Origin of the sequence: Nonomuraea muscovyensis (genome assembly GCF_014207745.1) — a bacterium.
Classification (GTDB): domain Bacteria; phylum Actinomycetota; class Actinomycetes; order Streptosporangiales; family Streptosporangiaceae; genus Nonomuraea; species Nonomuraea muscovyensis.
Map to the genome: position 1 here is coordinate 364109 of NZ_JACHJB010000002.1, position 22682 is coordinate 386790.

18 protein-coding genes and 1 pseudogene are annotated in these 22682 nt (G+C 70.7%); 10 read left to right on the forward strand and 9 right to left on the reverse strand.

The window, feature by feature from the left end; translation table 11 throughout:
• Positions 1–183 precede the first annotated feature (183 nt).
• Genes FHU36_RS18220 through FHU36_RS18235 form a run of 4 tightly spaced genes read left to right on the forward strand, consistent with a single transcriptional unit; the run spans position 184 to position 6471 of the window.
• Complete coding sequence (locus FHU36_RS18220) at positions 184–1941, forward strand: ATP-binding protein (RefSeq protein ID WP_312891674.1); 1758 nt, start codon at positions 184–186, stop codon at positions 1939–1941.
• Between the two features lie 14 nt (positions 1942–1955).
• Entirely contained in the window at positions 1956–3095 is a 1140-nt protein-coding gene (locus FHU36_RS18225; protein WP_185085174.1) for an exonuclease SbcCD subunit D, read from the forward strand.
• Positions 3095–5518: an AAA family ATPase gene (locus tag FHU36_RS18230; protein ID WP_185085175.1), complete on the forward strand. Its 2424-nt coding sequence runs from the start codon at positions 3095–3097 to the stop codon at positions 5516–5518. The genes FHU36_RS18225 and FHU36_RS18230 overlap by 1 nt, the downstream gene beginning before the upstream one ends.
• Positions 5515–6471 carry a hypothetical protein gene (locus FHU36_RS18235; protein ID WP_185085176.1) on the forward strand — a complete coding sequence of 319 codons (957 nt, stop codon included), beginning with the start codon at positions 5515–5517 and terminating at the stop codon, positions 6469–6471. The genes FHU36_RS18230 and FHU36_RS18235 overlap by 4 nt, the downstream gene beginning before the upstream one ends.
• A gap of 40 nt (positions 6472–6511) precedes the next feature.
• On the opposite strand, the gene FHU36_RS18240 is transcribed toward FHU36_RS18235, so the two are convergent.
• Both FHU36_RS18240 and qcrB read right to left on the reverse strand, forming a co-directional pair.
• Entirely contained in the window at positions 6512–7321 is an 810-nt protein-coding gene (locus FHU36_RS18240) for an SDR family oxidoreductase (RefSeq protein ID WP_246502490.1), read from the reverse strand.
• Between the two features lie 20 nt (positions 7322–7341).
• Complete coding sequence (qcrB, locus tag FHU36_RS18245; RefSeq protein ID WP_185085177.1) at positions 7342–8949, reverse strand: cytochrome bc1 complex cytochrome b subunit; 1608 nt, start codon at positions 8947–8949, stop codon at positions 7342–7344.
• Positions 8950–9109: 160 nt separating this feature from the next.
• On the opposite strand from qcrB, the gene FHU36_RS18250 reads away from it, so the two are divergent.
• The gene (locus FHU36_RS18250; RefSeq protein ID WP_185085178.1) at positions 9110–9565 is read left to right on the forward strand and encodes a hypothetical protein; all 456 of its coding nucleotides are present in this window, start codon (positions 9110–9112) and stop codon (positions 9563–9565) included.
• Positions 9566–9636: 71 nt separating this feature from the next.
• Here the strand turns inward: FHU36_RS18250 and FHU36_RS18255 are convergent, their stop codons facing one another.
• The 6 genes from FHU36_RS18255 to FHU36_RS18280 form a co-directional block, all read right to left on the reverse strand.
• Positions 9637–10620 carry an RNA polymerase sigma-70 factor gene (locus FHU36_RS18255; protein WP_221496422.1) on the reverse strand — a complete coding sequence of 328 codons (984 nt, stop codon included), beginning with the start codon at positions 10618–10620 and terminating at the stop codon, positions 9637–9639.
• A complete protein-coding gene (locus tag FHU36_RS18260) occupies positions 10617–11792 on the reverse strand; it encodes an NAD(P)/FAD-dependent oxidoreductase (protein WP_221496423.1) in 1176 nt (391 codons plus the stop codon). Before FHU36_RS18260 ends, FHU36_RS18255 begins: the two co-directional genes overlap by 4 nt.
• Before the next feature lie 274 nt (positions 11793–12066).
• Positions 12067–13407: an FAD-binding oxidoreductase gene (locus FHU36_RS18265; RefSeq protein ID WP_185085179.1), complete on the reverse strand. Its 1341-nt coding sequence runs from the start codon at positions 13405–13407 to the stop codon at positions 12067–12069.
• A 43-nt stretch (positions 13408–13450) separates the two neighbouring features.
• The gene (gene helR / locus FHU36_RS18270) at positions 13451–15598 is read right to left on the reverse strand and encodes an RNA polymerase recycling motor ATPase HelR (RefSeq protein ID WP_185085180.1); all 2148 of its coding nucleotides are present in this window, start codon (positions 15596–15598) and stop codon (positions 13451–13453) included.
• Between the two features lie 170 nt (positions 15599–15768).
• Entirely contained in the window at positions 15769–17025 is a 1257-nt protein-coding gene (locus FHU36_RS18275) for a glycosyltransferase (protein ID WP_221496424.1), read from the reverse strand.
• A gap of 342 nt (positions 17026–17367) precedes the next feature.
• A complete protein-coding gene (locus FHU36_RS18280; protein WP_312891675.1) occupies positions 17368–17757 on the reverse strand; it encodes a substrate-binding domain-containing protein in 390 nt (129 codons plus the stop codon).
• On the opposite strand from FHU36_RS18280, the gene FHU36_RS46385 reads away from it, so the two are divergent.
• The 4 genes and pseudogenes from FHU36_RS46385 to FHU36_RS18300 all read left to right on the forward strand — a co-directional run bounded on the left by FHU36_RS46385 (position 17663) and on the right by FHU36_RS18300 (position 19951).
• Positions 17663–18130: an SDR family oxidoreductase gene (locus FHU36_RS46385; protein WP_185085183.1), complete on the forward strand. Its 468-nt coding sequence runs from the start codon at positions 17663–17665 to the stop codon at positions 18128–18130. The two genes, FHU36_RS18280 and FHU36_RS46385, sit on opposite strands and share 95 nt — an antisense overlap.
• A gap of 69 nt (positions 18131–18199) precedes the next feature.
• Positions 18200–19135: an RNA polymerase sigma factor SigJ gene (sigJ, locus tag FHU36_RS18290; protein WP_185085184.1), complete on the forward strand. Its 936-nt coding sequence runs from the start codon at positions 18200–18202 to the stop codon at positions 19133–19135.
• Positions 19136–19273: 138 nt separating this feature from the next.
• Positions 19274–19444, forward strand: a pseudogene (locus FHU36_RS18295) (SRPBCC domain-containing protein); the annotation flags it as partial.
• Between the two features lie 141 nt (positions 19445–19585).
• The gene (locus FHU36_RS18300) at positions 19586–19951 is read left to right on the forward strand and encodes a pyridoxamine 5'-phosphate oxidase family protein (protein ID WP_221496425.1); all 366 of its coding nucleotides are present in this window, start codon (positions 19586–19588) and stop codon (positions 19949–19951) included.
• Positions 19952–20203: 252 nt separating this feature from the next.
• Here the strand turns inward: FHU36_RS18300 and FHU36_RS18305 are convergent, their stop codons facing one another.
• Positions 20204–20818 (reverse strand): TetR/AcrR family transcriptional regulator, encoded by a 615-nt coding sequence (locus tag FHU36_RS18305; RefSeq protein ID WP_185085185.1) that lies wholly within the window; start codon positions 20816–20818, stop codon positions 20204–20206.
• Positions 20819–21031: 213 nt separating this feature from the next.
• On the opposite strand from FHU36_RS18305, the gene groL reads away from it, so the two are divergent.
• Positions 21032–22654, forward strand: a complete 1623-nt coding sequence (groL, locus tag FHU36_RS18310) for a chaperonin GroEL (protein ID WP_185085186.1) — start codon at positions 21032–21034, stop codon at positions 22652–22654.
• Positions 22655–22682: the final 28 nt, after the last annotated feature.

Here is a 22682-nt window from a genome sequence, read left to right on the forward strand (position 1 = left end):
TGGCGGAGCGGCATACAGGTCATGCGCTCACCATGCCGGACGCCACCGACAGTTTTCCCACGGCAGCCGGCGGGTGGGGCGCCTGGTACGCCCGGGCGAGCGGGGCGGAGCGAAATGAGCCGGACGCACCACCTCGAGCCCACTACGCTCCCTTGGAACGGCATGCGCGGGGTGGAGGGATGAGTGACGGTCAACGGGGCGGTCAACCAGGAGGCGTCGACAGGGATGCCTGCGGCCGGCGAGGCCGTCGGACGGGTGCTCGGCACCCAGGCGGCTTCACCGCTGTCGTTCTGGATCGGTCTGGAGCCAGGCAAGATCGTCCAGCTTGACGACGTGGTGGTGACCAGACGGGAGGTGCCGGGCTACGGTCCCGTGCTGGTGGCGGGCGTGGTGACGACCGTGGAGGCCAGGCACGAGGGCGCGGCGTACGACTCCGATGTCTTCCTGATCGCCGACGGCGCGCTGCCGGCCGCCGTGGTCGAGGTGGCCGAGGTGCGGGTGACGAGGGTGGAGCCGGAGGTGTTCGTGCCGCCGCTGCCGGGCTCCAAGGTCTTCCTGGCCGGCGCGGACGACCGTGACCAGGCGCTCTACTTCGACGTGATGGAGCGGCGGATCCCTCTGGGGATGGGCCGTGACGGCCGGCCGCTGTACGTCAACTTCGACTTCCTCGACGGCACCCGGGGCGCCCACGTGTCGATCTCCGGCGTCTCCGGCGTGGCCACCAAGACGTCGTTCGCCACCTTCCTCCTCTACTCGATCTTCAATTCGGGCGTCCTGGAGGGTGAGGCGGCCAACACCAAGGCGCTGATCTTCTCCGTCAAGGGCGAGGACCTGCTTTTCCTCGACCACGACAACGTCCGGCTCGATGAGCGCGCCAGGAGCGTCTACGCTCGGCTGGGGCTGCCCGCCCAGCCGTTCGGCAGCGTCCACGTCTTCGCCCCGCCGCGCCCCGGCGACGCCAACGGCGTTCCGCACGTCTCCACCCGCACCCATGGGGTGAGCGCCTTCTACTGGACGCTGGTCGAGTTCTGCGAGGAGGAACTACTGCGGTTCGTCTTCGCCGACGCCGACGACGAGCGGGCCGGATACTCGCTGCTGGTGGGGCAGGTCGCGGCCCGGCTGAAGGCGTGGGCCGCGCCGGTGGGGGAGGGCGGCGCGATCATGGTGCGGGGCACGTCCTGCCGCACGTTCGCCGACCTCGTCGAGATGCTGTCCGACCAGTTGCAGGACGAGGCCAGCCGTACGGACTGGACCGGCGCGCAGACCCCGCTCGGCACCGTCAACGCCTTTCTGCGCCGGCTCCGCAGCGCCGTGCGCCCGCTGTCACCGATCGTCCGGGGCGACCTGCCGTTCTACCGCAACCACGTGATCCGCACCTCCGACGCGCAGGTCTCCATCGTGGACCTGCACAACCTGCCGGAGCGGGCGCAACGGTTCGTGGTGGGGGTGGTGTTGCGCGGGGAGTTCCATCGCAAGGAGTCGTCCGGCACGGCCCGGCCGCTGCTGTTCGTGGTGCTGGACGAGCTCAACAAGTACGCCCCGCGCGAGGGCGACTCCCCGATCAAGGAGATCCTGCTGGACGTGGCCGAGCGAGGCCGCTCGCTCGGCGTCATCCTCATCGGCGCCCAGCAGACCGCCTCGGAGGTGGAGCGGCGCATCGTCTCCAACAGCGCCGTACGCGTCGCGGGCCGCCTGGACCCGGCCGAGTCCGCCCGGTCCGAATACGGCTGGCTGCCCCCGGCCGTCAGGGAACGCGCCACGATCGCCAAGCCGGGCACCATGTTCGTCGCCCAGCCGGAGATCCCCGTGCCGCTGGCCGTCGTCTTCCCCTTCCCCGCCTGGGCCACCCGGCCCGCCGAGGCCGCGGCCCCGCCGACGAAGGCTTCGGCCGATCCGTTCCAGGGCCTGCCCGGCGTCGAAGACGACATTCCGCCCTTCTGACCACAGGTGGTTTCGTGAAGATCCTGCACACCGCGGACTGGCACGTGGGCAAGGTGCTCAAGGGCCGCTCCCGCCTCGACGAGCATCGAGAGGTGCTGCGCGAGCTGGTCGCCGCCGCCCGCGCCCACGACGTGGACGCCGTCATCGTGGCGGGCGACCTCTTCGACACCTCCGCGCCCACCCCCGAGGCGCAGTCGCTGGTGCTCAACGCGCTCATGGCGTTGAGCGGCGACGGTCGGGACGTGGTGGTGCTGGCGGGCAACCACGACAACCCGCAGTTGCTGGAGGTCTACCGGCCGGTGCTGGGCAAGCTCGGCCTGCATGTGATCGGCTCTTTCCGCCGTCCCGAGCAGGGCGGCACGCTGGCCTTCACCGCGCGGTCGGGCGAGCCGGTGCGGCTGGCCGTGCTGCCGTTCCTGTCGCACCGGTACGTCGTACGCGCCGCCGAGGTCCTCAGCGGGACGGCCGCCGAGCACAACCGCGACTACGCCGCCCGCATCGGCGAGCTGATCGGCGCTCTCACCGCGGGTTTCCACGGTGACACCGTCAACCTGGTCACCACCCACGGCACTCTGCCGGGCGGGGCGTTCGGCGGCGGCGAGCGGGAGGCGCAGTCGATCTTCTCCTACTACTTCGAGCCGACCGCCTTCCCGCCCGTCACCCAGTACGCCGCCCTCGGCCACCTGCACCGCCGCCAGCAGATCCCCGGCCCCTGCCCGATCTGGTACAGCGGCTCGCCCCTCGCCGTCGACTTCGGCGAGGAGGGCAACACCCCCGGCGCGCTGCTGGTGGAGGTCTCGCCGGGGCGGCCCGCCGTGGTGCGGGAGCTGACGTTCGCCGCGGCCCGCAGGCTGCGTACCGTACGCGGCACGCTGGAGCAGCTTGAGGCCGTCGAACCCGGCGACGACTGGCTCAAGGTCATCGTCGAGGAGAAACCCCGCGTCGGCCTGGCCGACGACGTGCGCGAGCTGCTGTCGGGGGCCGTCGACGTCATGCTGGACGAGCGGTTCAGGCCGGTGCCCGCCACGCGGCGGGCGAGCTCGGCCGGCCGGAGCCCGCGCGAGCTGTTCCGCGACTACCTCGCCGCCACCGGCCGCCAGGACGAGCAGGTGGCCACGTTGTTCGATCGGCTCTACGACGAGGTGACCGGCTGATGCGTCCCCTGCTGCTGCACCTGGACCACTTCGGCAGCTTCCGCGAGCCGGTGAGCGTGGACTTCTCCGACACCGAGTACTTCGCGCTCGTGGGCCCGACCGGCGCGGGCAAGAGCACGATCATCGACGCGATCTGCTTCGCTCTGTACGGCACCGTGCCGCGCTGGGGCAGGGAAGGCGCCGTCGCCCACGCCCTGGCACCCTCCGTCACCGCCGGCAAGGTGGCGATGGTGTTCGACAGCGACGGGCGGCGTTACGGCGTGGTCCGCGCGATGGTGCGCGACGCCAAGGGCGCGGTGCGTACCAAGGAGGCCAGGCTCGACGAGCTGGACCCAGCCGCACCGCTCTCGGGGGCGTTCGAGGCGGTGGTCAGGCCGCTCGCCGAGGGCGAGAACGTCACCCCCGAGGCGCAGCAGGTGACCGGGCTGGAGTACCGGTTCTTCACCCAGTGTGTGGTCCTGCCGCAGGGCCGCTTCGCCGAGTTCCTGCACGCCGCGCCCCGCGAGCGGCAGGACCTGCTGGTGCAGTTGCTCGACGCCGACGTCTACGAGCGGATCAGGCAGCGCGCCGCCCGCGAGGAGGAGACCGCCAAGCAGGACGCCTCCTTCGCCCGCGACCAGCTTGCCAAGCTCTCCGGGGCGACGGACGAGGCCGAGCGGGAGCTGACGGCGCGGCTGGCGGCGCTGCGGCGGCTGGCCGGGACCATGGGCGCCGATCTCGACCTGCTGCGGGCCGGGGAGGCCGACATCCGCCTGGCCGAGCAGGAGCGGGCCGCCGTGGCCGAACGCCAGTCGGTCCTGTCCGGGCTCCGCATGCCCGCAGCGGTCCCGACCCTGGCCTCGGCCAGGCGCGCCGCCGCGGAGTCCGTCGAGACGCTGGCCGCCGACGTGGCCCGGCTGGAGGCCGACGAGCACGAGGCGTACGAGGCGCTGGCCGCGCTCGGCGACCGCGGCGCTTCCCGGGCGGCGCTGGCCGCGCTGGACGCCCGCGAACGCCTGGAGGCCGAGGCCACGCGGGCCCGCGCCGCGGCCACGTCGGCCGTCGCGTTCCTCGAAGGTGCGGCCACCGAGCAGGCCGCAGCCGAACAGGCGCTTGCCACAGCCGAGGACCAGCGCGAACGCCTGCGTGACGCCCACGCCGCCACCCACCTGGCCAACCGGCTGGAAGTGGGCCGGCCCTGTCCGGTCTGCCGCCACCCGATCTCCGAACTGCCCCGCCACGAGCCGCCCGCCGACATCCGCGCCGCCGACCGCGCCCTGGCGAACGCCCGCGAACGGGCCCAGCGCGCCAGAGCCGCCCATGCCAAGGCGGAGACGTCGGCGTCGATGCTGGCCACGCAGGCGACCCGGCTGGAGTCCGAGCTCGCCGCGCTGCCCGCCCCCGGTGACCGGGCCGAGCTCGAAGCGCGGCTGGCCGCCGTCGCCAAGGCCGACGAGTTGGCCGCCCAGGTACGCACCGCCGTCCGCGCCGCCCGGGGCGAGCTGGACCGGGCCCGGGTCGAGGCCGAGCGGGTCGTGCGCCAGGCCGAGTCCGCCTGGCGCACGCTGGAGGCCGCCCGCGACCGGCTGCTCGTCTCCGGCGCCCAGGACGATCCGCCACCGCCCCTCGTCCGCGAGGATCTGCACCGGGCCTGGACCGAGCTGCTCGGCTGGCGCGACCGGGCCGCGCAGTCCGCCCGTGCCGCGCTGGCCGAGCGTGAGGAGCAGCTCACCCGGGCCCGCGCCCGGCTCGCCGCCGACCGCCGGGGACTGGCCGAGCGCCTGGCCGAGCATGGCGTCGCCGCCCCGCCAGACGCTACGCCCGACCAGCTCGGCGCGGCCGTCGCCACGGCGGTCGCCCGTGCCGACAGCGCGCTCGACCGCCTCAAGGAGGAGCGCAGGCGCGCCGCCGACCTGGAGAACCGGATCACCATGAAGGAGCATGAGGCCAAGGTCGCCCACGAGCTGGCGCTGCGCCTGCGCGCCAACGCCTTCGAGCGCTGGCTGTGCGCCGAGGCCCTCGCGGTGCTCGTCGCCTCCGCCTCCGACACGCTGCGCGAGCTGTCCGACGGCCAGTACGAGCTGGCGCTCGCCGACAAGACCGGTGACATCGAGGTCATCGACCACGGCGAGGCGGGCATGCGGCGCAGCGCCCGCACGCTGTCCGGCGGCGAGACCTTCCAGGCGGCCCTCGCCCTGGCGTTGGCGCTGTCCGGCGCGGTCGCCAGGCGCCTGGATTCGATCTTCCTGGACGAGGGGTTCGGCACGCTCGACCCGGCCACGCTCGACACCGTCGCCACGACGCTCGAACGCCTCGCCGCCGGCCAGGAACGTATGATCGGCCTCGTCACCCACGTTCCCGCGCTGGCCGAGCGGGTGCCGGTGCGCTTCGAGGTCAGGCGCGACGCAAAGGGCTCCCACGTCCGGAAGGCCGGGATCCAGTGACAGGCTTCACCGTTGACCCCTGGGACCCCGGCTACGCTGCCGCCCTCGCCGTCGAGAACCTCTCCGAGCTGGGCGCCACCAGCGCCGAGCTGGTTCTCGACGTCGAGCGGCCGCCCGCCGACTGGAAGCCCGTCACGCCCGGCGCCGGCGCCTCCGCCCCCGAAACGCTGCTCGTCGCCGACGGGGTGCGCAGGATCGACGCCCGCGTCTGGGTGCACGACCCCGACACGCCCATGCCCGTGCCCGGCATCGCGGCCTCCTACGCGGCCGGGATCGTCCGGTGCGGCCCGGCCGGCGCCGACCTGGCGGCGATCGAGGTCAACCGGACGCTGATCTCCGCCTCGCCGCACACGCCCGAGGTGAAGACCACGCATGCCACCTACCAGCCCAGCAAGGCCGCCGACGCGAGCTTCGAGGAGCTGTCGCTGGCGCTGCAGCGGCAGGTCACCCAGCTGGAGGTGGACCTGGCGGTGCGACACCGGTCGCGAAGCGACGACCTGCTGCTGGTGGACGGGCCGTTGCGGGGGCGTACGCACCTGCCGCGCACGGTCGGCTACATCAAGACGCACCACACCGCCTACCTGCCGCCACCGCAGTCCGCGGTGGTCGCCGCGCTCATGCCCCGCCAGCGCACGCCCGTGTTCCTGATGGGCACGAGCTGGCGGCGGCATGCCTGGTACGTGCGGCTCCCCGTCCAGTCGTCCGCGCCGTGGGCGGGCGTGGCGCGCTGCGAGGCCAGCGCGGAACTGGACCCGGCAGAGGCGGTACGGATCGCCGACGCGGTCACGCTCGCCCTGCCTCCGCTGGCCGGCGTGGCCTACAAGGACCCGCGCGCCCCGCAGAACCTGATCCCCATCGGCGGTCTGGAGAAGCTCCTGCGCCACCACCTGGGCGATGCCCGCCTGCTCTACCGCGCGCTCCGCACGGCCGCAGCGGGTGATCGGCCCCGTTGAGGGTTCGGACCTTCCGAGGAGCAGGTTGGTCGCGCGGTGGTTACCAGGCGACGGGGCCGAGGCGATCGACGAAGATCCCGGTCGGCCCGTCGGCGTCGATCATCGCGAGTCGCAGGATCGAGTCGGTGCCCTCGGTGACCGTCAGCTGACCGGTGTGATTGTTCATGTCGGTGGCGGCGAATGTGTGGTTTGCGACTTCTCCGGGAGTGGCGATGTTGAATTTGATCTCCGGGAGCGCCTGGGCGTACCGGACGGTGATCATGTTCAGCGCCGCTTTCGACGAGCTGTAGGCGAGCTCGTGCATTTTCGAGACGGGCTGTTCTGGATCGGTCACGACGGCGAAGGAACCGCCACCGCTGGACACCATCACCACCCGCGGATGGTCCGCCGCCCGCAGCAGGGGCAGGAACGCGTGCGTGACCCTGATCGGTCCGTACACGTTGGTGTCGTAGACGGAATGAATCTCCTCGACCGTCGCGTCTGCCGGCGTCATGACCTTTCCTGGCGTGCCGGCGTTGTTGATCAGCACATCCAGCCGGTCGGTGTGCTCCCGGACGAGCCGTACGGCGTCGGTCACCGACTCGTCCGAGGTCACGTCCAGCGGGACCATGACCACGGTCGCGCCACCGTCGGCCAGCTTGTCGGCGGCTGCCCGTCCTCGACCTTCGTCCCGCGAGCCGAGGAAGATCGTCCAACCCTGTGCACCGAGCCGCCGGGCCGCCTCGAAACCGAGTCCCTTGTTGCCGCCGGTGATCAACACCGTGGTCTGTTGCGAGTTTGTCATGCCCTTTAAGACGATGTGCCCCGCCTGGCTGTGACACGGTGTGAGCGGCCTCACCACGGGGAGCATCGCCGCTCGCCCCGTGAGGTTCAGTGGGTCAGGGACCGGTCGGGCTCCTCGTCCAGGGCGACCTTCTGCCCGCCGTACGCAGCGGACATCAGGGCCCGTAGTCTGCCGAGAGGGCTGCGCACGCGTGCAGGCGGGATGCCGGAAGCGTGGTGGGCGCCGAGCACCGGCACGGCTTCCTTGGCGCGCAGGTGTGCCTCGATGTCCTCGGCCAGCGGTGTGTGCGTTTCGGTGAACGTGCCGCCGGGCAGGCGCCTGATCACGCCGGTGGGCACACCGTGTCCGACGAGTTCGGCGTCGGAGCGTTGCAGGCCGAGGCAGATCCGGTAGGTGATGAGGTAGGCGAGCACGGGTCCGGCGATCACCAGGACGCGTCCGGCGTAGGTGGTGGCGTTCAGGCTGATGTGGAAGGTGGACGCGAGCTCGTCGTTGGACCCCAGCAGCCACAGCACGCCGTAGAAGACGACGGCGGTCATGCCGATCGAGGTGCGGTGCGGGTTGTTGCGGGGGCGCTCCAGGATGTGGTGCTCCCGCTTGTCGCCGGTGATCCACTGTTCGATGAACGGGTAGAGCAGCATCCCGGTGAGGACGACGCCCAGCGGCACCAGCGCCGGGATGACCACGCTCAACGGCACCGTGCCCGCTTGGGCGGTGCCGAGGAGGTTGACCTCCCAGGCGGGCATCAGGCGCAGCGCGCCCTCCAGGAAGCCCAGGTAGAAGTCGGGCTGGGAGCCGGCCGAGATGTCGGCCGGGCTGTAGGGGCCGTACAGCCACACGGGGTTGATCTGGGCGAAGGTGCCCAGCCCGGCCACCGCGGCCAGGGTGAACAGGAAGAACGCACTGGTCTTGGCCGCGAACGACGGATACAGCGGAGCGCCTACCACGTTCGTGCGGGTGCGGCCCCTGCCCGGCATCTGGGTGTGTTTCTGCACCCACATCAGCACCAGATGCGCCGACATCAGCACCAGCAGCGCCCCCGGAATCAGCAGGATGTGCAGCGCGTAGAACCGGGAGACGACGTCCTCACCCGGATACTCCCCGCCGAACAAGAAGAAGGTCAGGTAGGTACCGACCAGTGGCAGCGACATGAGCACGCCCTCGGTGACCCGCAGGCCGGCACCCGACAGCAGATCATCCGGCAGTGAGTAGCCCGTCAACCCCTCCAGCAGGGCCAGCGCGAGCATCGTGACGCCGATGACCCAGGTGAGCTCGCGCGGCTTGCGGTAGGCGCCGGTGAAGAACACCCGCAGCGCGTGGACCATCATGCCGCCGATGAACAGCAGCGCCGACCAGTGGTGGACCTGCCTGATGAGCAGCCCGCCGCGCACCTCGAAGGTGATCTCCAGCGTGGAGGCGTACGCCTGCGACATCTCCACGCCCCGCAACGGCGCATAGCCGCCGTCGTAGACCACGTGGCCCATGCTCGGCTTGAACCAGAACGTCAGGAACGTGCCGGTGAGCAACAGGATGACGAACGCGTAGAGCGCGATCTCGCCCAGCAGGAAGGACCAGTGATCGGGGAAGATCTTGCGCAGGTTGCGGTTCAGGAAGCGGGCCGCTCCCAGGCGGTCGTCAAGGAACGATGATGTCCGGGCGATGGTGCCCGGGACCGCCTTCGGTCCGGTTCGCATGGGCGACTCCCTGTCTGTCCGCGTCATGACTAAGACGTCCGAGGGCGGGGGATTGTGACAACCCCGGAAAGCCCTCCACGGCGGTGGGATGTCACATTCGCGGGGTGCCTTGCGTCTTAAGGAGTGACTGGCGCACGTTCGAACCACGGCGAGGTGATCCATGGCGACGTCCTCACATATCGGCCCCGGCTCATGGCGGATCGTCCTGGAGGCGACCGAAGCGAGGCTGACGACGAGCAGGCGGAAGGGCCCTCGGCTCCTGTACGCGCCGCCACGCCTCGACGGCGCCTTCTACCTGCGGCCCAACGCCGCCCTGGCGGGATTCGCCCTGCAGCTCCCCCTGCCGTCGCACCGCGCCGAGCCACCGGTGTTGCACTGGGAGTCGGCAGAACTCGACCGCGACGCACACGCGTGGCTGCGATTCGGCCGCCAGGCGGTGCGCTCACCCGTCTCGGTCGTGTGCGCCGAGATCCCCGGCGAGCGCCCCTACGTGAAGATCGTCCTGGAGACGGTGTTCTCCTCGGGAAGTCTGCGCCTGCCCGTCTGGTTTCCGCCGCGGCCGGTGACGCTCAGGCTGTTCAGCGAGATCCGCCCGACGGACAGGTCCCCTGGCTAGCGCCGGCCCGCGCGGTCGCGTCATCGGGGCCCACCGGTCCGCACGCGTGCGGCCACTCGTTTTCGAGGGATTCAGCCGGTGGCTCGGCGCGCCCTGCGTATGTCCTGGTCGACCCTCCACACATCCGCCACCGGACCCACGTGCCGGAGCTTGTCCGGATTGACCACCGACCGGATCGTCTGGATGCGCCCGTCGTAGATGTCGAGCGACAACGTGTTGATGACCTTCCCGTCTCGGTCACGGAAGATGGCCCCGGGCTGTCCGTTCACCTCGCGAGCCTCGATCGTGCCGCCGATCCCGATGAGCGCGGGAACCAGGGAGCCGAACAGCCGAGCGACATTGCCGGCGCCGGCGATGACGCGCGGGAAGACCGGGGCCTTGCCGCCGCCGTCACCGACCGCCTGTACGTCGGCCGCGAGCACGTTCCGCAGCGCGGCGACGTCACCTTCTCGTATCGCGCCGAAGAAGCGTTCGGCGAGTTCCGCACGCTCTCGCCGGTCCGCCTCGAACCGGGGACGGCCCTCGTTCATGTGCCGACGGGCTCGCACCGCAAGCTGGCGACACGCCGCCTCCGATCGCCCCACGGCGGCGGCGACCTCCGCGAACTCGAAGGCGAACACGTCGCGGAGCACGAATACCGCTCTTTCGAGCGGGCTCAGCCGCTCGAGCATCAGGAGCGCCGTCATCGAGACCGAGTCGGCCAGTTCCGCCGAACGTTCCGGATCATCGTAGGGATCCTCGAGCAGCGGTTCAGGGAACCACTCCCCGATGTAGGTCTCCCGCTTCACCCGGGCCGAGCGGAGCACGTCTATCGCGACCCGGGTGACGACCGTCGACAGATACGCCTGGGCCGAGTCAGGCTCCGTCTCGGAGATCACGTAACGCAGCCAGGTCTCCTGGACTGCGTCCTCGGCGTCGTCCACGCTCCCGAGGATCCGGTAGGCGATCGAGAACAGCAGTGGCCGCAAGCGCTCGAAGTCGTGGGCCCGGTTGATGCCCGCCCCAGGGGAGGCCGCCCCCAGATCCTCACTGTCGATACCGGTCCTGTCGGTCATCGTCGGTGCTCCGTTCGAGGATGCTGTGAAAGGCGGGCCGGGCGGCTGCCGTCCGTGAACCAGGTGTATCCCCCGGGCGTCCGAGCCTCGGTCGTGAGATGGCGGAAACCGGCCTTGCAGGCGATCTCCTTCAGCGCCGCCCCCAGCCGGCCGCTGACGTAGTAGCTCTTCGCGGTGTCGTCCCGGTGGGCGAACTGGAAAACGCCGGCCCGGCGCCCCAGGCTCAGGCACTGGCCGGCGAACCCGGAGTCGATGGGCTTCGGGACGCTCCCGGCGATCCGGCTGAGCACTGTGTCGGCAGCCTGTGCGCCCAGCGGGAACGCGGCCTGGCCGCTCATCCGCAAGGGCCGGCCGGAGGGCGACACCGCGTCACCGGCGCCGACGATACGGCCGTCGTCGACGCTGGTGAGCGTCTCGTCGGTCAGCAGCCGCCCCGACGCGTCCGTGGTGAGCCCGCTGCTACGGGCCAGTTCGGGAACGGCGAAACCTGCCGTCCAGATGGTCACGTCGCTGGACAACCGGCGGCCGTCGATGAGTTCGACGGCATCGGCCGTCACCGCCACCGCCTTGGCCTCGGCACCCTGCAGCACCGTGATCCCCAGCTTGGCCAGCCGTTTGGCGACCGAGCGCCGAGCATTCGGGTGGAGGTAGGGGCCGAGGACCCCGCCGCAGATCAGGGTCACGTCCCGTCCCCCCTCGGCGAGCTCGGCAGCCGTCTCGATGCCGGTCGGGCCACCACCGACCACAGTGATCGCAGCCGAAGCCGGAGCGGCGTCGACGGCCGACCGCAGTCGCTGCGCCTCCTCCAGGCCCGCGACAGGGTGAGCGAACTCGGCAGCCCCAGGTACCCCCGGGTCGGCGCTGGCACTGCCCACCGCGTAGATCAGATAGTCGTACCCGATGGTGTTCGCGGAGGACAGGAGCACGCTGCGGCCGGCGGCTTCGATCCGGATCGCCGTGTCGACGACGAGACGTACGCCGTCGGCCAGAACGTCGGCGTAGTCGACGACTGCGTCGTCCGAACCGCCCACGAGCTGGTGCAGTCGGATGCGATCGACGAACACGGGACGCGAGTTGATCAACGTCACCGCCACATCCGTGCGCTGCCTGAGACGGTTCGCCGCCATGACGCCGGCGTATCCTCCACCGAGCACCACCACATTGGTCCGCATCGTCAGTCACCCCTTCGGTTCTGAAGCCGGTGGCGTTCTTCGCATCACCATCTCTATGAAGACGAGGCAGTCCGCTCGGGTGTGACATGCGGCGGCCCGCGCGAGCCTCGGCGAACAGACCTCCGCGAAGGTCACAGCCGACACCGACCCCGCCACCGTGGCGGGGTCGGCCTCACCATGGCCCCCAAGGGCCTGCGCACCCTGCGGGACCCGCGCCGCGCCACACCGCTCCGAGGACGCGACCCGCGCTCGGGGCGGTGCTTGTCGGCCAGGCCTACTGAGGCCGCACGTTGTGGTTGCGGGCGAACAGGTTGCCGGGGTCGTACTGACGCTTGACGGCCGCGAGCCGCTTGTAGGTCTGCGTCGGATAGATCGCGGCGACGTCCTCCTCGGTGGCAGAGGCGAGGAAGTTCGCGTAGGCGCCGCTGACGTGAGGTGCGAGCCTTTGCCAGATCGCTTCCAGAGCAGGACGAGCGGCCTCGACGACCGGCTCCGGACCCGCGGTGGTGGTCACGAACATCAACTCCGCTCGGCGATGCGCATAGGCGGTGGCGTCGTCGGCGACTCGGGACACCGCACCGCCGACGCTGCGAACGGCGATGAACGGCGACCGCTCCGATGCCCCGACCTCGGCAAGGATCTGAAGGACCGCGGGCACCGATTCCCTGTCGACGAACGCGCTTCGGGCGACAACCTGGATGCCGGGCGGCGGCGTCAGGCCATCCACGAGCGTGTCCGCATAGGGCTTCAGCGCGACATCGTCGTCGATCACCGTGCCGAGCCGGCGGATCGGGTCGATGGCCTTCGCGGCGAGCCCCGGGTCATCGCCGTCGAAGGCGACATAGATCTCGATCGGCGCTTCGGGTCCGCCGGCGAGGGGATTGGCGAAGATCGCGATGGAGGTGAGCTCTTCGGGGGCGGTGCGGAGGTAGTCCGCCCAGCCCTGGAGCACGCCGGCCGTCTCCGATCCCGGGAAGGCGATCTTGCCGTAGAAGACGTCTGTCGTCGGGTGCGCCGCGAACTCGAAGGCGGTCACGATCCCGAAGTTGCCGCCGCCACCGCGAATCGCCCAGAACAGCTCCGGGTTCTCCTGCGCGCTGGCCTGCACGACTTCTCCGTTGGCCGTGACCACCTCGGCGGCGACCACGTTGTCCAGGGCCAGGCCGTGCTTCCTGACCTTCCAGCCGATGCCACCGGTCAACGTCAGCCCACCGACACCGACGCTCTTGGTGTCGCCTGAGGAGATCGCCAGGCCGTGCGGGGCCAGGGCGGCCGCGACCTGGCCCCAGGTGGCGCCGCCGCCGATCCGCACGAGGTGACGTTCCTTGTCGATGATCTGCACGTTCGCGAGCATGCTGAGGTCGATCACGATGCCGTCGTCGTTGGTGCCGAAGCCCGGAAAGCCGTGGCCGCCGCCTCGCACGGACAGCACAAGCCCTGCGCTCGCGGCGAATCTGACACCTGCTTGCACGTCGCCGACGCTCTTGGGCCGCAGGACACAGACCGGACTACCCGAAGCCAACAGCGAGCGACTGGCCGATGCGTACTCCGCCGCTCCCGGTTCGATGATGTCGCCGCCGAAGTCACGGCGAAGGGTTTCAAGCGCTGATCTCATGACGTTCCTTCCACAGGAGAATCCTCGTCATCCGAACTGGCCGTCAGGAGCTCGTGAGGATGACGAGTTGCTGGGTCGCTCGGGTCATCGTGACATAGCGGTCGACCGCTCCTTCAATGCCCTTGCCGAACGCCTCTGGGTCGATGAGGACGACCAGGTCGAACTCGAGCCCCTTCGACAGCTCCGGGGTCAGTGACCGGACGCGGGACGTCGCCCGGAACGTGGGGTCGCCGATGACGCAGGCGATCCCGTCGGCATGCGTGGCGAGCCAGGTGTCGAGGATCGAGCCCAGATCCGCAGCGGATCCGTGTACGACGGGGACGCCGCTGCTGCGGATGGAGGTCGGCACGTTGGCGTCCGGGAGCACGGCCCGGATGACCGGCTCGGCCTCCGCCATGATCTCTCCCGGCGTCCGGTAGTTGATGCTCAGGGAGGCCAGGTTGATCCGGTCGAGCCCGACCCGCTTCAGCCGTTCCTGCCACGACTCCGTGAACCCGTGCCTGGCCTGGGCGCGGTCCCCGACGATGGTGAAGCTCCGGGACGGGCAGCGGAGCAGCAACATCTGCCACTCCGCGTCGGTCAGCTCCTGAGCCTCGTCCACGACGATGTGCGCGAACGGCCCGGCGAGCCGGTCCGGCTCGGCGCTGGGCGAGGCGGTCTCGTCGACCAGGGCGTCCCGTAGGTCCTGGCCGTGCAGCATCGTCACCACACCTTCACCGTCGTCATCGGCCTGGAGCAGGGCGTCGACGACCGTGGCCATGCGGCTGCGTTCGGCGGCGACGGAGGCTTCATGGCGGCGCCTACGTCGTGACGCCTCCGGGTCGCCGAGCCGCTGCCGTGCCGCGTCCAGGAGCGGCAGGTCGGACACCGTCCAGGCGTGGGCGTCCTCGCGCTGCAGCTTCCGAACCTCGTCGGGGCTCAGCCAGGGAGCGCACAACCGCAGGTAGGCGGGCACCGACCACAGGTCTCCGACGAGGTCAGCCGCTTCGAGCAGCGGCCAGGCGCGGTTGAAGGTCGTGAGCAGCTCCCTGTTCCGCAGCAGCGATTTGCGGAGCAGGTCGGCCGGGGCGTCGCCGTCGTGCTTGTCCGCCAGGATCGTGAGCAGTTCCTCCCAGATCTGGTCACGCGCATCGTTGTGCGGGGTACCGGGTTCCGGTGCTTCGAACGCCTCGGCCCAATCGTCGGCGCTCAGCCAGATGTCGGACCAGTGGGTCGTGACGGTCATCCCCTTGGTGGGCGGGTTCTCGTAGAACCTGACGGCCGGCTCGATCGCCTTCACCAGGTTCGCGGACGACTTCAGCAGGGCCACGTCCGGGTCGGTCTCGATCGCTGCCGCGGCTCCCTCGGCGACGAGGTCCCGCAGGGTGCAGGTCTGCACGCCCTCCTCTCCGAGGCTGGGGAGGACGTCGGCGACGTAGGCCAGGTAGGGCTGGTGCGGACCGACGAACAGCACGCCGCCCCGGCGGTGACCGAGGCGAGGGTCGGAGTAGAGGAGGTAGGCGGAGCGGTGCAGAGCGACGACGGTCTTCCCCGTACCCGGACCGCCGTCGACGACGAGGGCGCCGCGCGATCCCGCGCGGATGATGGCGTCCTGGTCGGCCTGGATGGTGCCGAGCACATCTCGCATCCGGGCCGACCGGTTGCTGCCCAGGCTGGCGATGAAGGCGGACTGGTCGTCGAGCGCGGCGTGCCCTTCGAACCCGTCCGAGGTGAACACCTCGTCCCAGTAGTCGCTGATCCGGCCGCGGGTCCAGCGATACCTGCGGCGACTTGCCAGGCCCATCGGGTTGGCGTGGGTCGCTCCGAAGAACGGCTCAGCCGCGGGGGAGCGCCAGTCGAGCAGCAGCCGGCGACCCGCGCTGTCGGTAAGGCCGAGTCGTCCGACGTACACGGGCTCGGGGTTGTCCGCGCTGACCATGTGTCCGAGGCACAGGTCCAAGCCGAAGCGACGCAGCGCGCGCAGGCGAGCGGTCAGCCGGTGGATCTCCATGTCCCGGTCCATCGCCTGCCGGCCCTTGCCGCCGGGCGCCTTGCGCTCGGCATCGAGGCGGTCGGACAGGTCCGCGATCGACTGCTCGAGGCTCTCCGCGATGGCCGCGAAGTGCTGCTCATCGCCGGCGATCAGCGTCGGTTCGGCCTTGGGGGACAGGTGCTCGGGAAGGTCAAACGCGCTGGTGGTCAGCGGGTTCACGTAATCAGCTCCGATCTGGTGGCGCGTGCACTATCGCGCGCCACAAGGCATCTGGACCGGCGTGACCGGGTGTCCATGACGAGCATGGACACCGTGGCCGTTGTCGGTTCAGGTCGCCAGGTTGTGCAGGTTTTCGTGTTCTGGGTTCTCGCTCGATGATCCCGCGCGGTTCACGCGGACACGGGCGGCCTTTCCCGGCTGACCGCCTCGACCAGCAGCTTCGCGGCCATGGTCGCCCCGTCGGTGCGGATCGTGCCGGCCACGGCGGTCGCTCGTGCGCGGGTCTCGGGGGTCAGTGCCGTTCTGAGCGCGGCTGACAGGGACTCGGTGGTCGGAGTCGGACCGTCGTGCGCCGCGCCGATGCCCAACCCGGCCACCCGGCCGGCCCAGTACGGCTGGTCCGCCACCTGGGGTACCACCACCTGGGGCGCGCCTGCCCTGGCGGCCGTCGTCGTGGTGCCCGCGCCGCCGTGGTGCACGACGGCGGCCACCCGGCCGAACAGTGCCTGCTGGTTGACCTCGCCGACGACGAAGCAGTCGTCCCGCTCGTCGATCAGGGCAAGGCCGGCCCAGCCGCGGGCGACGAGCGCGCGGTGGCCCTGCGCCCGGATCGCCTCGATGGCCACCTGGGCGGCGTCCGTCGACGCGCGCATGGGCATGCTGCCGAAACCCACGTACACCGGTGGTGCGCCGGCTTCCAGGAACGCCACCAACTCGGCCGGGAGCGGGCGAACGTCGGGCAGGACCCACGCGCCGGTCTGCACGACGTCGAAGTCCGGCGTCTCCTGCCACGGGTCCAGGGCCGGGTCCGTCGCCAGCCACGGCCGCTCGCCGATGACGTAGTCGCGGACGTTGTCCACCGGAGGCAGGCCGATCGACGCCCGGTTGGTGTTGAGCGCCGCACCGAACAGCGCATCGATGCTCTGGGCGTCCAGGTCCCACAGCACCCGGCGGTCGGTCACGTCCGGCGGGAACGGCCGGCCCGCATACGCCAGCGGCGGGTGGTGCGGCGACGGCAGGGTGAGCTGCTGGAAGGTCGCGTGCACGCAGTGGATGCCCAGTTTCTCGGCCACCGACCGCGCGCCGGCCGCGGCAGGCATCACTCCGGTCGCCACCAGCGCGTCACATCCCTCGGCCGCCACGGTGAGCGCGTCGAACTGGCTGGCGATCAACTCGGCCGCGTGCCGGGGCAGGTCCGCTGACGACGGCCGCGGCACGGCCGTCGTCAGCGCGCGCGCCGACCGGCCGAAGGGCACCATCGGCACGCCGACACCGGCCAACCGCTGCGCGAACTCCTCGTCCGGCGGCGCGCACACCCGCACCTCCGCGCCGAGTTCGCGCAACCGCACCGCGAGTCCCACCAACGGCTCGACATCCCCGCGCGACCCATAGGTCGACAACAACACCCGCACTTCGCATCCCCCCATTTACGTACGTTTCTGGCCTCGGCCGATGATTCTGCGGCACGACCCGGGTCTTGCCGCAAGTCCCCCGGTGCGCTATACGTTAGGAGTGGAAAGGAGTGGGTGCTCCCCTTTCCTTCACCGTCCGTCGTGGACGGACAAGCCCTTCGCCAAGCGGCGGCGCGCCGCGTACGGTGGCCGGCGCCTCCATCCACACCGGTACCGTCCGCGCGCCCGCCGTTTCGGCTTCCGGATCTGCGCGGCGGCCGCCGCGCTTCTCGCGCCCCGACGCCCCTGATGACCGTGAGGAAACCTGAGGGGCGGAGCCTCTTCGCAGTTCCTGAGGCCAGCTTGTGCCACGTGGGATCAGCCGCAGCGCCGCTTCGCGGGTGGTCCCGGGCTGGTCGAGCCGGTGCAGGAGAAGTTCCATCGCGGCACCTCCGGGGGCTGGCGCACGGTGGTGAGGTCAAGGGCCTCGGCCAGGTCGCTGTCGTCGAAGCCGGCTACCGCCAGGCCATCGGGTACGGCGAGGCCGAGGTCGCGGGCGGCTCTCGGCGTTCCCGCCGCGAGGGTGTCGCCGGCGGCGAAGACGGCCGACGGGCGCCACGCGGAGTTCCTCGGCTCCCAGAGGCTCGCGGCCGCCGCCCGCATCGAGCGGGAGATGGCGTTGTTGAACCCGCTGGGCCGGGTGGCGTGGTCCCAGGAGGTCGCGGCCGCGATCGCCTGTCTGCTTTCGGACGACGCCGGCTTCGTCACCGGCGCGACCGTGCCGGTCGGCGGCGGACGGTCGGTGCTCGCGCACGATCCCGAGCCATTGGAGGTCACGTCGACGGAACCGGACCGCTCGCCCGCTGCGTATGCGGTCGCCGCGGAGTTGGTGGAGGGTTCATCCTCCGAGTGGTTCCGGCTCGTCGGGGTCGGTGACGCCCGGGGTGGCCAGGGCGCGGGTGTGGAACTCTTCCAGGTCGTCGTGGCCGGCCTCGGTGGCGGCTTGTGCCAAGGCGTGCACGGTGCCTGTGGCACTGTGGTAACGATCGCGACGTTCACGGGTTCCGTGATCGGCTTCCGTCCCCCGCGAGTTCTGCCGGTACGACGACACAGCCCCACGCAACGTGAGGCGAAGCGCTGACCTCACACTTCGATGTGATGTCTCGTCGAACCGGGTGAGGGCGGAGCGACCAAGGGAGTCGGCGACACCATGAACAACCCATCCGGGCCAGGACACAGCCGGCCCGATCCGAGCCTGAGCGCGATCATGAGCGAGCGGCGTCAGCTGATCAATCTCGCGTACCGGCTGCTGGGCTCCCTGGCCGATGCCGAGGACGTCGTACAGGAGACCTACGCCCGCTGGTACGCCATGTCCCGACAGCAGCAGGAGGCCATCGCATCCCCCGGCGGCTGGCTGACGACCGTCGCCAGTCGTATCTGCCTCGACCTGCTCGGCTCGGCACGCGCCCGGCGGGAGCGCTATGTGGGCGAATGGATCCCCGAGCCGCTGCCCGACCGTACCGAGTGGATCAGCGGGCGGCCGGGCGACGCCATGGCCGACCCGGCCGACCGGGTCACCCTGGACGAGTCGGTCAACATGGCCTTCCTCGTCGTACTCGAATCGATGACCCCGGCCGAGCGCGTCGCGTTCATCCTGCACGACGTCTTCCGCTACTCCTTCACCGAAGTGGCCGAGATCGTCGGCCGTACGCCGGCGGCCTGCCGCCAGCTCGCCTCCTCGGCCCGCCGCCGCATCCGCGCCGCGCAGGCTCCCACGACCCCGGCAGCCCAGCGCGCCGACACTGTCAGAGCCTTCAAACAGGCCTGGGGAGCCAGGGACATCGACGCCCTCATCGGCCTCCTCGACCCCGACGCCACGGCCATCGGCGACGGCGGCGGACTCGTCACAGCCGAGCTCCGCCCGGTCGAAGGCGCCGAACAGATCGCGCGCTTCTTCACCGACCGGGCCAGGACGACACCCGACGTGACGATCCTGGAGTGTACGGTCAACGGTCAGCCCGGCCTGGTGGCCCAGGTGGACGGCGGCACCGTGTCGGTGCTGGCGTTCGACGTCGCAGGAGGTCGGATCAAGCACATCTGGGCAATTCTCAACCCCGACAAGCTCCGGCCTTGGACGACGGGCTGACACGCGCCTGCGCACCATCGGCTCCGCTGCCGTCTGTCGATGCCTGCGGGCGGCAACAGGTCGTCGGCAACGCCGTCGCCGCGCACCTCGCCTGGACCGCGGTTCCGGCGCGGGACGGCCTGATCATGGCACGGCGAGGACGGCGAGTCGGGCGCCGGGTCACGCTGCGACCTGGAGATCAGCGAGCGTGACGGCGTCACCAGCGTGATACTCAACCACAGCGGCCTGCCCGACCAGCACGCGGCGGCCGAGCTCCGCGAGGGCTGGGGCCTGTGCCTGGACAACCTCGACCAGGTCATCGCCCCATGACGCGCCTCGACAACCCGACGACCTTGCCCCAGGGCGACCCGCGCCTCCTGGAGACCGACGTGGCCCAACGGCTGCTTCCACTCCACCGAACTCGCCCGCATCGCCTACGTCGCCCAGGACGGCACACCACGAGTGTTCCCCATGCTGTTCCACTGGACCGGCAGCGAGGTGGTGCTCTCCACATTCGGCGGCCTCAAGGTCAACGCCCTGCGTGCCCGTCCCGACATCGCCATCACGATCGACGCCGCCACCACTCCGCCCGCCGTACTCCTCATCCGGGGTAGGGCCGAGATCACCGACGTCGACGGCATCGTCGAAGAATACGCCGCCGCCCGGCGACGCTACGCCGGCGAGGAACAGGGCGCGGCCAACATCGCCGCGGTCGACCGGCCCGGCACCACGATGGTCCGCATCGCCGTCCGGCCGGCATGGGTCGGCGTCCTCGACTTCGTCACCCGCTTCCCCAGTGGCACGACCCCCGCTGAGTTCGCTCAGCGAGGACAATGACCCGGCCCCCGAGCCGACACCGCGATCCTGATCCGAAAGGATGAACCCGGCCGGTGCGATCACGCCGGCCGGGTTCGCGCGCGGCACCTCGCCGGCGCGGCAACGTGATCGAGCACGTTCCAGGTCCACCGCGTTCCCGATCGAAGGCCGCTACGAGAGCTCACCGGCTGCGGGTTGTCCGTGGCCATGTGAGAGCGGCTCTGGTGCACGGCTGGCGGATGACCCGCCGGTCATCTCGGCCGCGCGTGCGGGTCACTGATCCTGCGGGCCATCGGGCGGTGTGACGGGAACGACGTAGGACAGGGCGCGGCGCAGGATGGTGGCGAAGGAGTCGGTGTTGCCGGGCGCGAGCCAGTGTCGCCCCGCGACGCGGATGGCGCCGGCGACCGCAGCGGCCGTGACCGTGGGGAACAGGTCGCGTGTCGGGTCGGTGCCGGTGCGTGCCGCGATCGCCTCGGCGAGCGGGCCCTCCGCCATGGTGAACGCCTTGAGCGCCTCGCCCTCCAACTCGGGCGTCGACGTGATCATGCGCAGGCCGGCCCGGTCGGGCTCGGGGTCGGTGTAGAGGTCGATCATGGCCGCGATGACGGCCTCGCCGAGCGGCTCGTCGGCGGGCCGGGAGCGCAGTGTCTGCCCCGCGCGCCCGGCCTGGTCGGCCTGGAAGGCGCAGATCGCCTCCGCCCTGCTGGAGAAGTAGTTGTTGTAGGTGCGGGGGGAGACTCCCGCGGCCGCGGCGATGTCGTGGACGCGGACCAGGGCCAGCCCGTTGGGGCCCTGCTCGATGGCCAGGCGCAGTGCGGCGTGGCTGATCGCCTCCCGGGTGCCCTGCCGGTTGCGCGCCCGGAGATCCATGGCGTCGTCGTTCATGGCTCAACTATATCCGACATTGCGTGCCGCGCACTATGTGCGTGACACGCAAGTTGTGGGTAGAGTGCCATCGGACGCCCGGCACTCCCGCCTGGAGCGCGCCGACCACAAGGTGAGCCGGGACGGCGAGGTCCGCCTGCGGGTCGTCCACCTGCCGGCGGACGTCCGTCGCGGGCGCCGTCCCGGAGCACCCCATCAAGAGCAGGAGCAGTAATGACATCGAAGATGATTGCGTTTGACGAGGACGCCCGGCGCGGTCTCGAGCGCGGTATGAACCAGCTCGCCGACGCCGTCAAGGTGACCCTGGGGCCGAAGGGCCGCAACGTCGTGCTGGAGAAGAAGTGGGGCGCTCCCACGATCACCAACGACGGTGTGTCCATCGCCAAGGAGATCGAGCTCGAGGACCCGTGGGAGAAGATCGGGGCCGAGCTGGTCAAGGAAGTCGCCAAGAAGACGGACGACGTCGCGGGTGACGGCACCACCACCGCCACCGTGCTCGCCCAGGCGCTGGTGCGCGAGGGGCTGCGCAACGTTGCCGCCGGCGCCAACCCGATGGCCCTGAAGAAGGGCATCGAGGCCGCGGTCGAGCGCGTCAGCGAGGAGCTGTCCAAGCTGGCCAAGGACGTGGAGACCAAGGAGCAGATCGCCTCCACCGCCTCCATCTCCGCCGCCGACCCCGAGATCGGCTCGCTCATCGCCGAGGCGATGGACAAGGTCGGCAAGGAAGGCGTCATCACCGTCGAGGAGAGCAACACCTTCGGTCTGGAGCTCGAGCTCACCGAGGGCATGCGCTTCGACAAGGGTTACATCGCCCCGCTCTTCATCACCGACTCCGACCGGCTCGAAGCGGACCTCGACGATCCCTACGTCCTCATCGTGAGCGGCAAGGTCTCCGCCAACAGGGACGTGCTGCCGCTGCTCGACAAGGTCGTGCAGTCCGGCAGGCCGCTGCTGGTCATCGCCGAGGACGTCGAGGGCGAGGCCCTGGCGACCCTGGTGGTCAACAAGATGAAGGGCGTCTTCCGGTCTGTCGCGGTCAAGGCCCCGGGCTTCGGTGACCGTCGCAAGGCCATGCTCGGCGACATCGCCATCCTCGCCGGTGGCCAGGTCATCGCCGAGGAGCTCGGCCTCAAGCTGGAGAGCACCACGCTCGACCAGCTCGGCCGCGCCCGCAAGGTCGTCGTCACCAAGGACGAGACCACGATCGTCGACGGCGCGGGCGACCCCGACGCCATCGCCGGCCGGGTCAACGAGATCCGCGCCGAGATCGAGCGCACCGACTCCGACTACGACCGCGAGAAGCTCCAGGAGCGCCTGGCCAAGCTCGCCGGTGGTGTCGCCGTCATCAAGGCCGGCGCCGCGACCGAGGTCGAGCTCAAGGAGCGCAAGCACCGCATCGAGGACGCCGTGCGCAACGCCAAGGCGGCCGTCGAGGAGGGCATCGTCCCCGGCGGTGGCGTGGCGCTGCTGCAGGCCGGCGCCAAGGCGTTCGACAAGCTGGAGCTGTCGGGCGACGAGGCCACCGGTGCCGCGATCGTGCGCAAGGCTCTGGAGGAGCCGCTGAAGCAGATCGCCGTCAACGCCGGCCTTGAGGGCGGCGTCGTGGTGGAGAAGGTCCGCAACCTCACTCCGGGCGAGGGCCTCAACGCCGCCACGGGCGACTACGTCAACATGTTCGAGGCGGGCATCATCGACCCGGCCAAGGTGACGCGCTCCGCGCTGCAGAACGCCGCCTCCATCGCGGCGCTCTTCCTCACCACCGAGGCCGTCATCGCCGAGAAGCCCGAGAAGACCCCTGCCGCTCCCGCCATGCCCGGCGGTGACATGGACTTCTAGCTCCATCTTCAACCAGTGCGTCACGGAC

Coding starts and splice junctions, on each gene's coding strand:
- FHU36_RS18230 (WP_185085175.1), top strand. CDS start 3,095: ATGCGTCCCCTGCTGCTGCACCTGGACCACTTCGGCAGCTTCCGCGAG.
- FHU36_RS18240 (WP_246502490.1), bottom strand. CDS start 7,321: ATGCTCCCCGTGGTGAGGCCGCTCACACCGTGTCACAGCCAGGCGGGG.
- qcrB (WP_185085177.1), bottom strand. CDS start 8,949: ATGCGAACCGGACCGAAGGCGGTCCCGGGCACCATCGCCCGGACATCA.
- FHU36_RS18250 (WP_185085178.1), top strand. CDS start 9,110: ATGGCGACGTCCTCACATATCGGCCCCGGCTCATGGCGGATCGTCCTG.
- FHU36_RS18255 (WP_221496422.1), bottom strand. CDS start 10,620: ATGACCGACAGGACCGGTATCGACAGTGAGGATCTGGGGGCGGCCTCC.
- FHU36_RS18260 (WP_221496423.1), bottom strand. CDS start 11,792: ATGCGGACCAATGTGGTGGTGCTCGGTGGAGGATACGCCGGCGTCATG.
- FHU36_RS18265 (WP_185085179.1), bottom strand. CDS start 13,407: ATGAGATCAGCGCTTGAAACCCTTCGCCGTGACTTCGGCGGCGACATC.
- FHU36_RS18275 (WP_221496424.1), bottom strand. CDS start 17,025: ATGGGGGGATGCGAAGTGCGGGTGTTGTTGTCGACCTATGGGTCGCGC.
- FHU36_RS46385 (WP_185085183.1), top strand. CDS start 17,663: ATGGCGTTGTTGAACCCGCTGGGCCGGGTGGCGTGGTCCCAGGAGGTC.
- sigJ (WP_185085184.1), top strand. CDS start 18,200: ATGAACAACCCATCCGGGCCAGGACACAGCCGGCCCGATCCGAGCCTG.
- FHU36_RS18300 (WP_221496425.1), top strand. CDS start 19,586: ATGCTGTTCCACTGGACCGGCAGCGAGGTGGTGCTCTCCACATTCGGC.
- FHU36_RS18305 (WP_185085185.1), bottom strand. CDS start 20,818: ATGAACGACGACGCCATGGATCTCCGGGCGCGCAACCGGCAGGGCACC.
- groL (WP_185085186.1), top strand. CDS start 21,032: ATGACATCGAAGATGATTGCGTTTGACGAGGACGCCCGGCGCGGTCTC.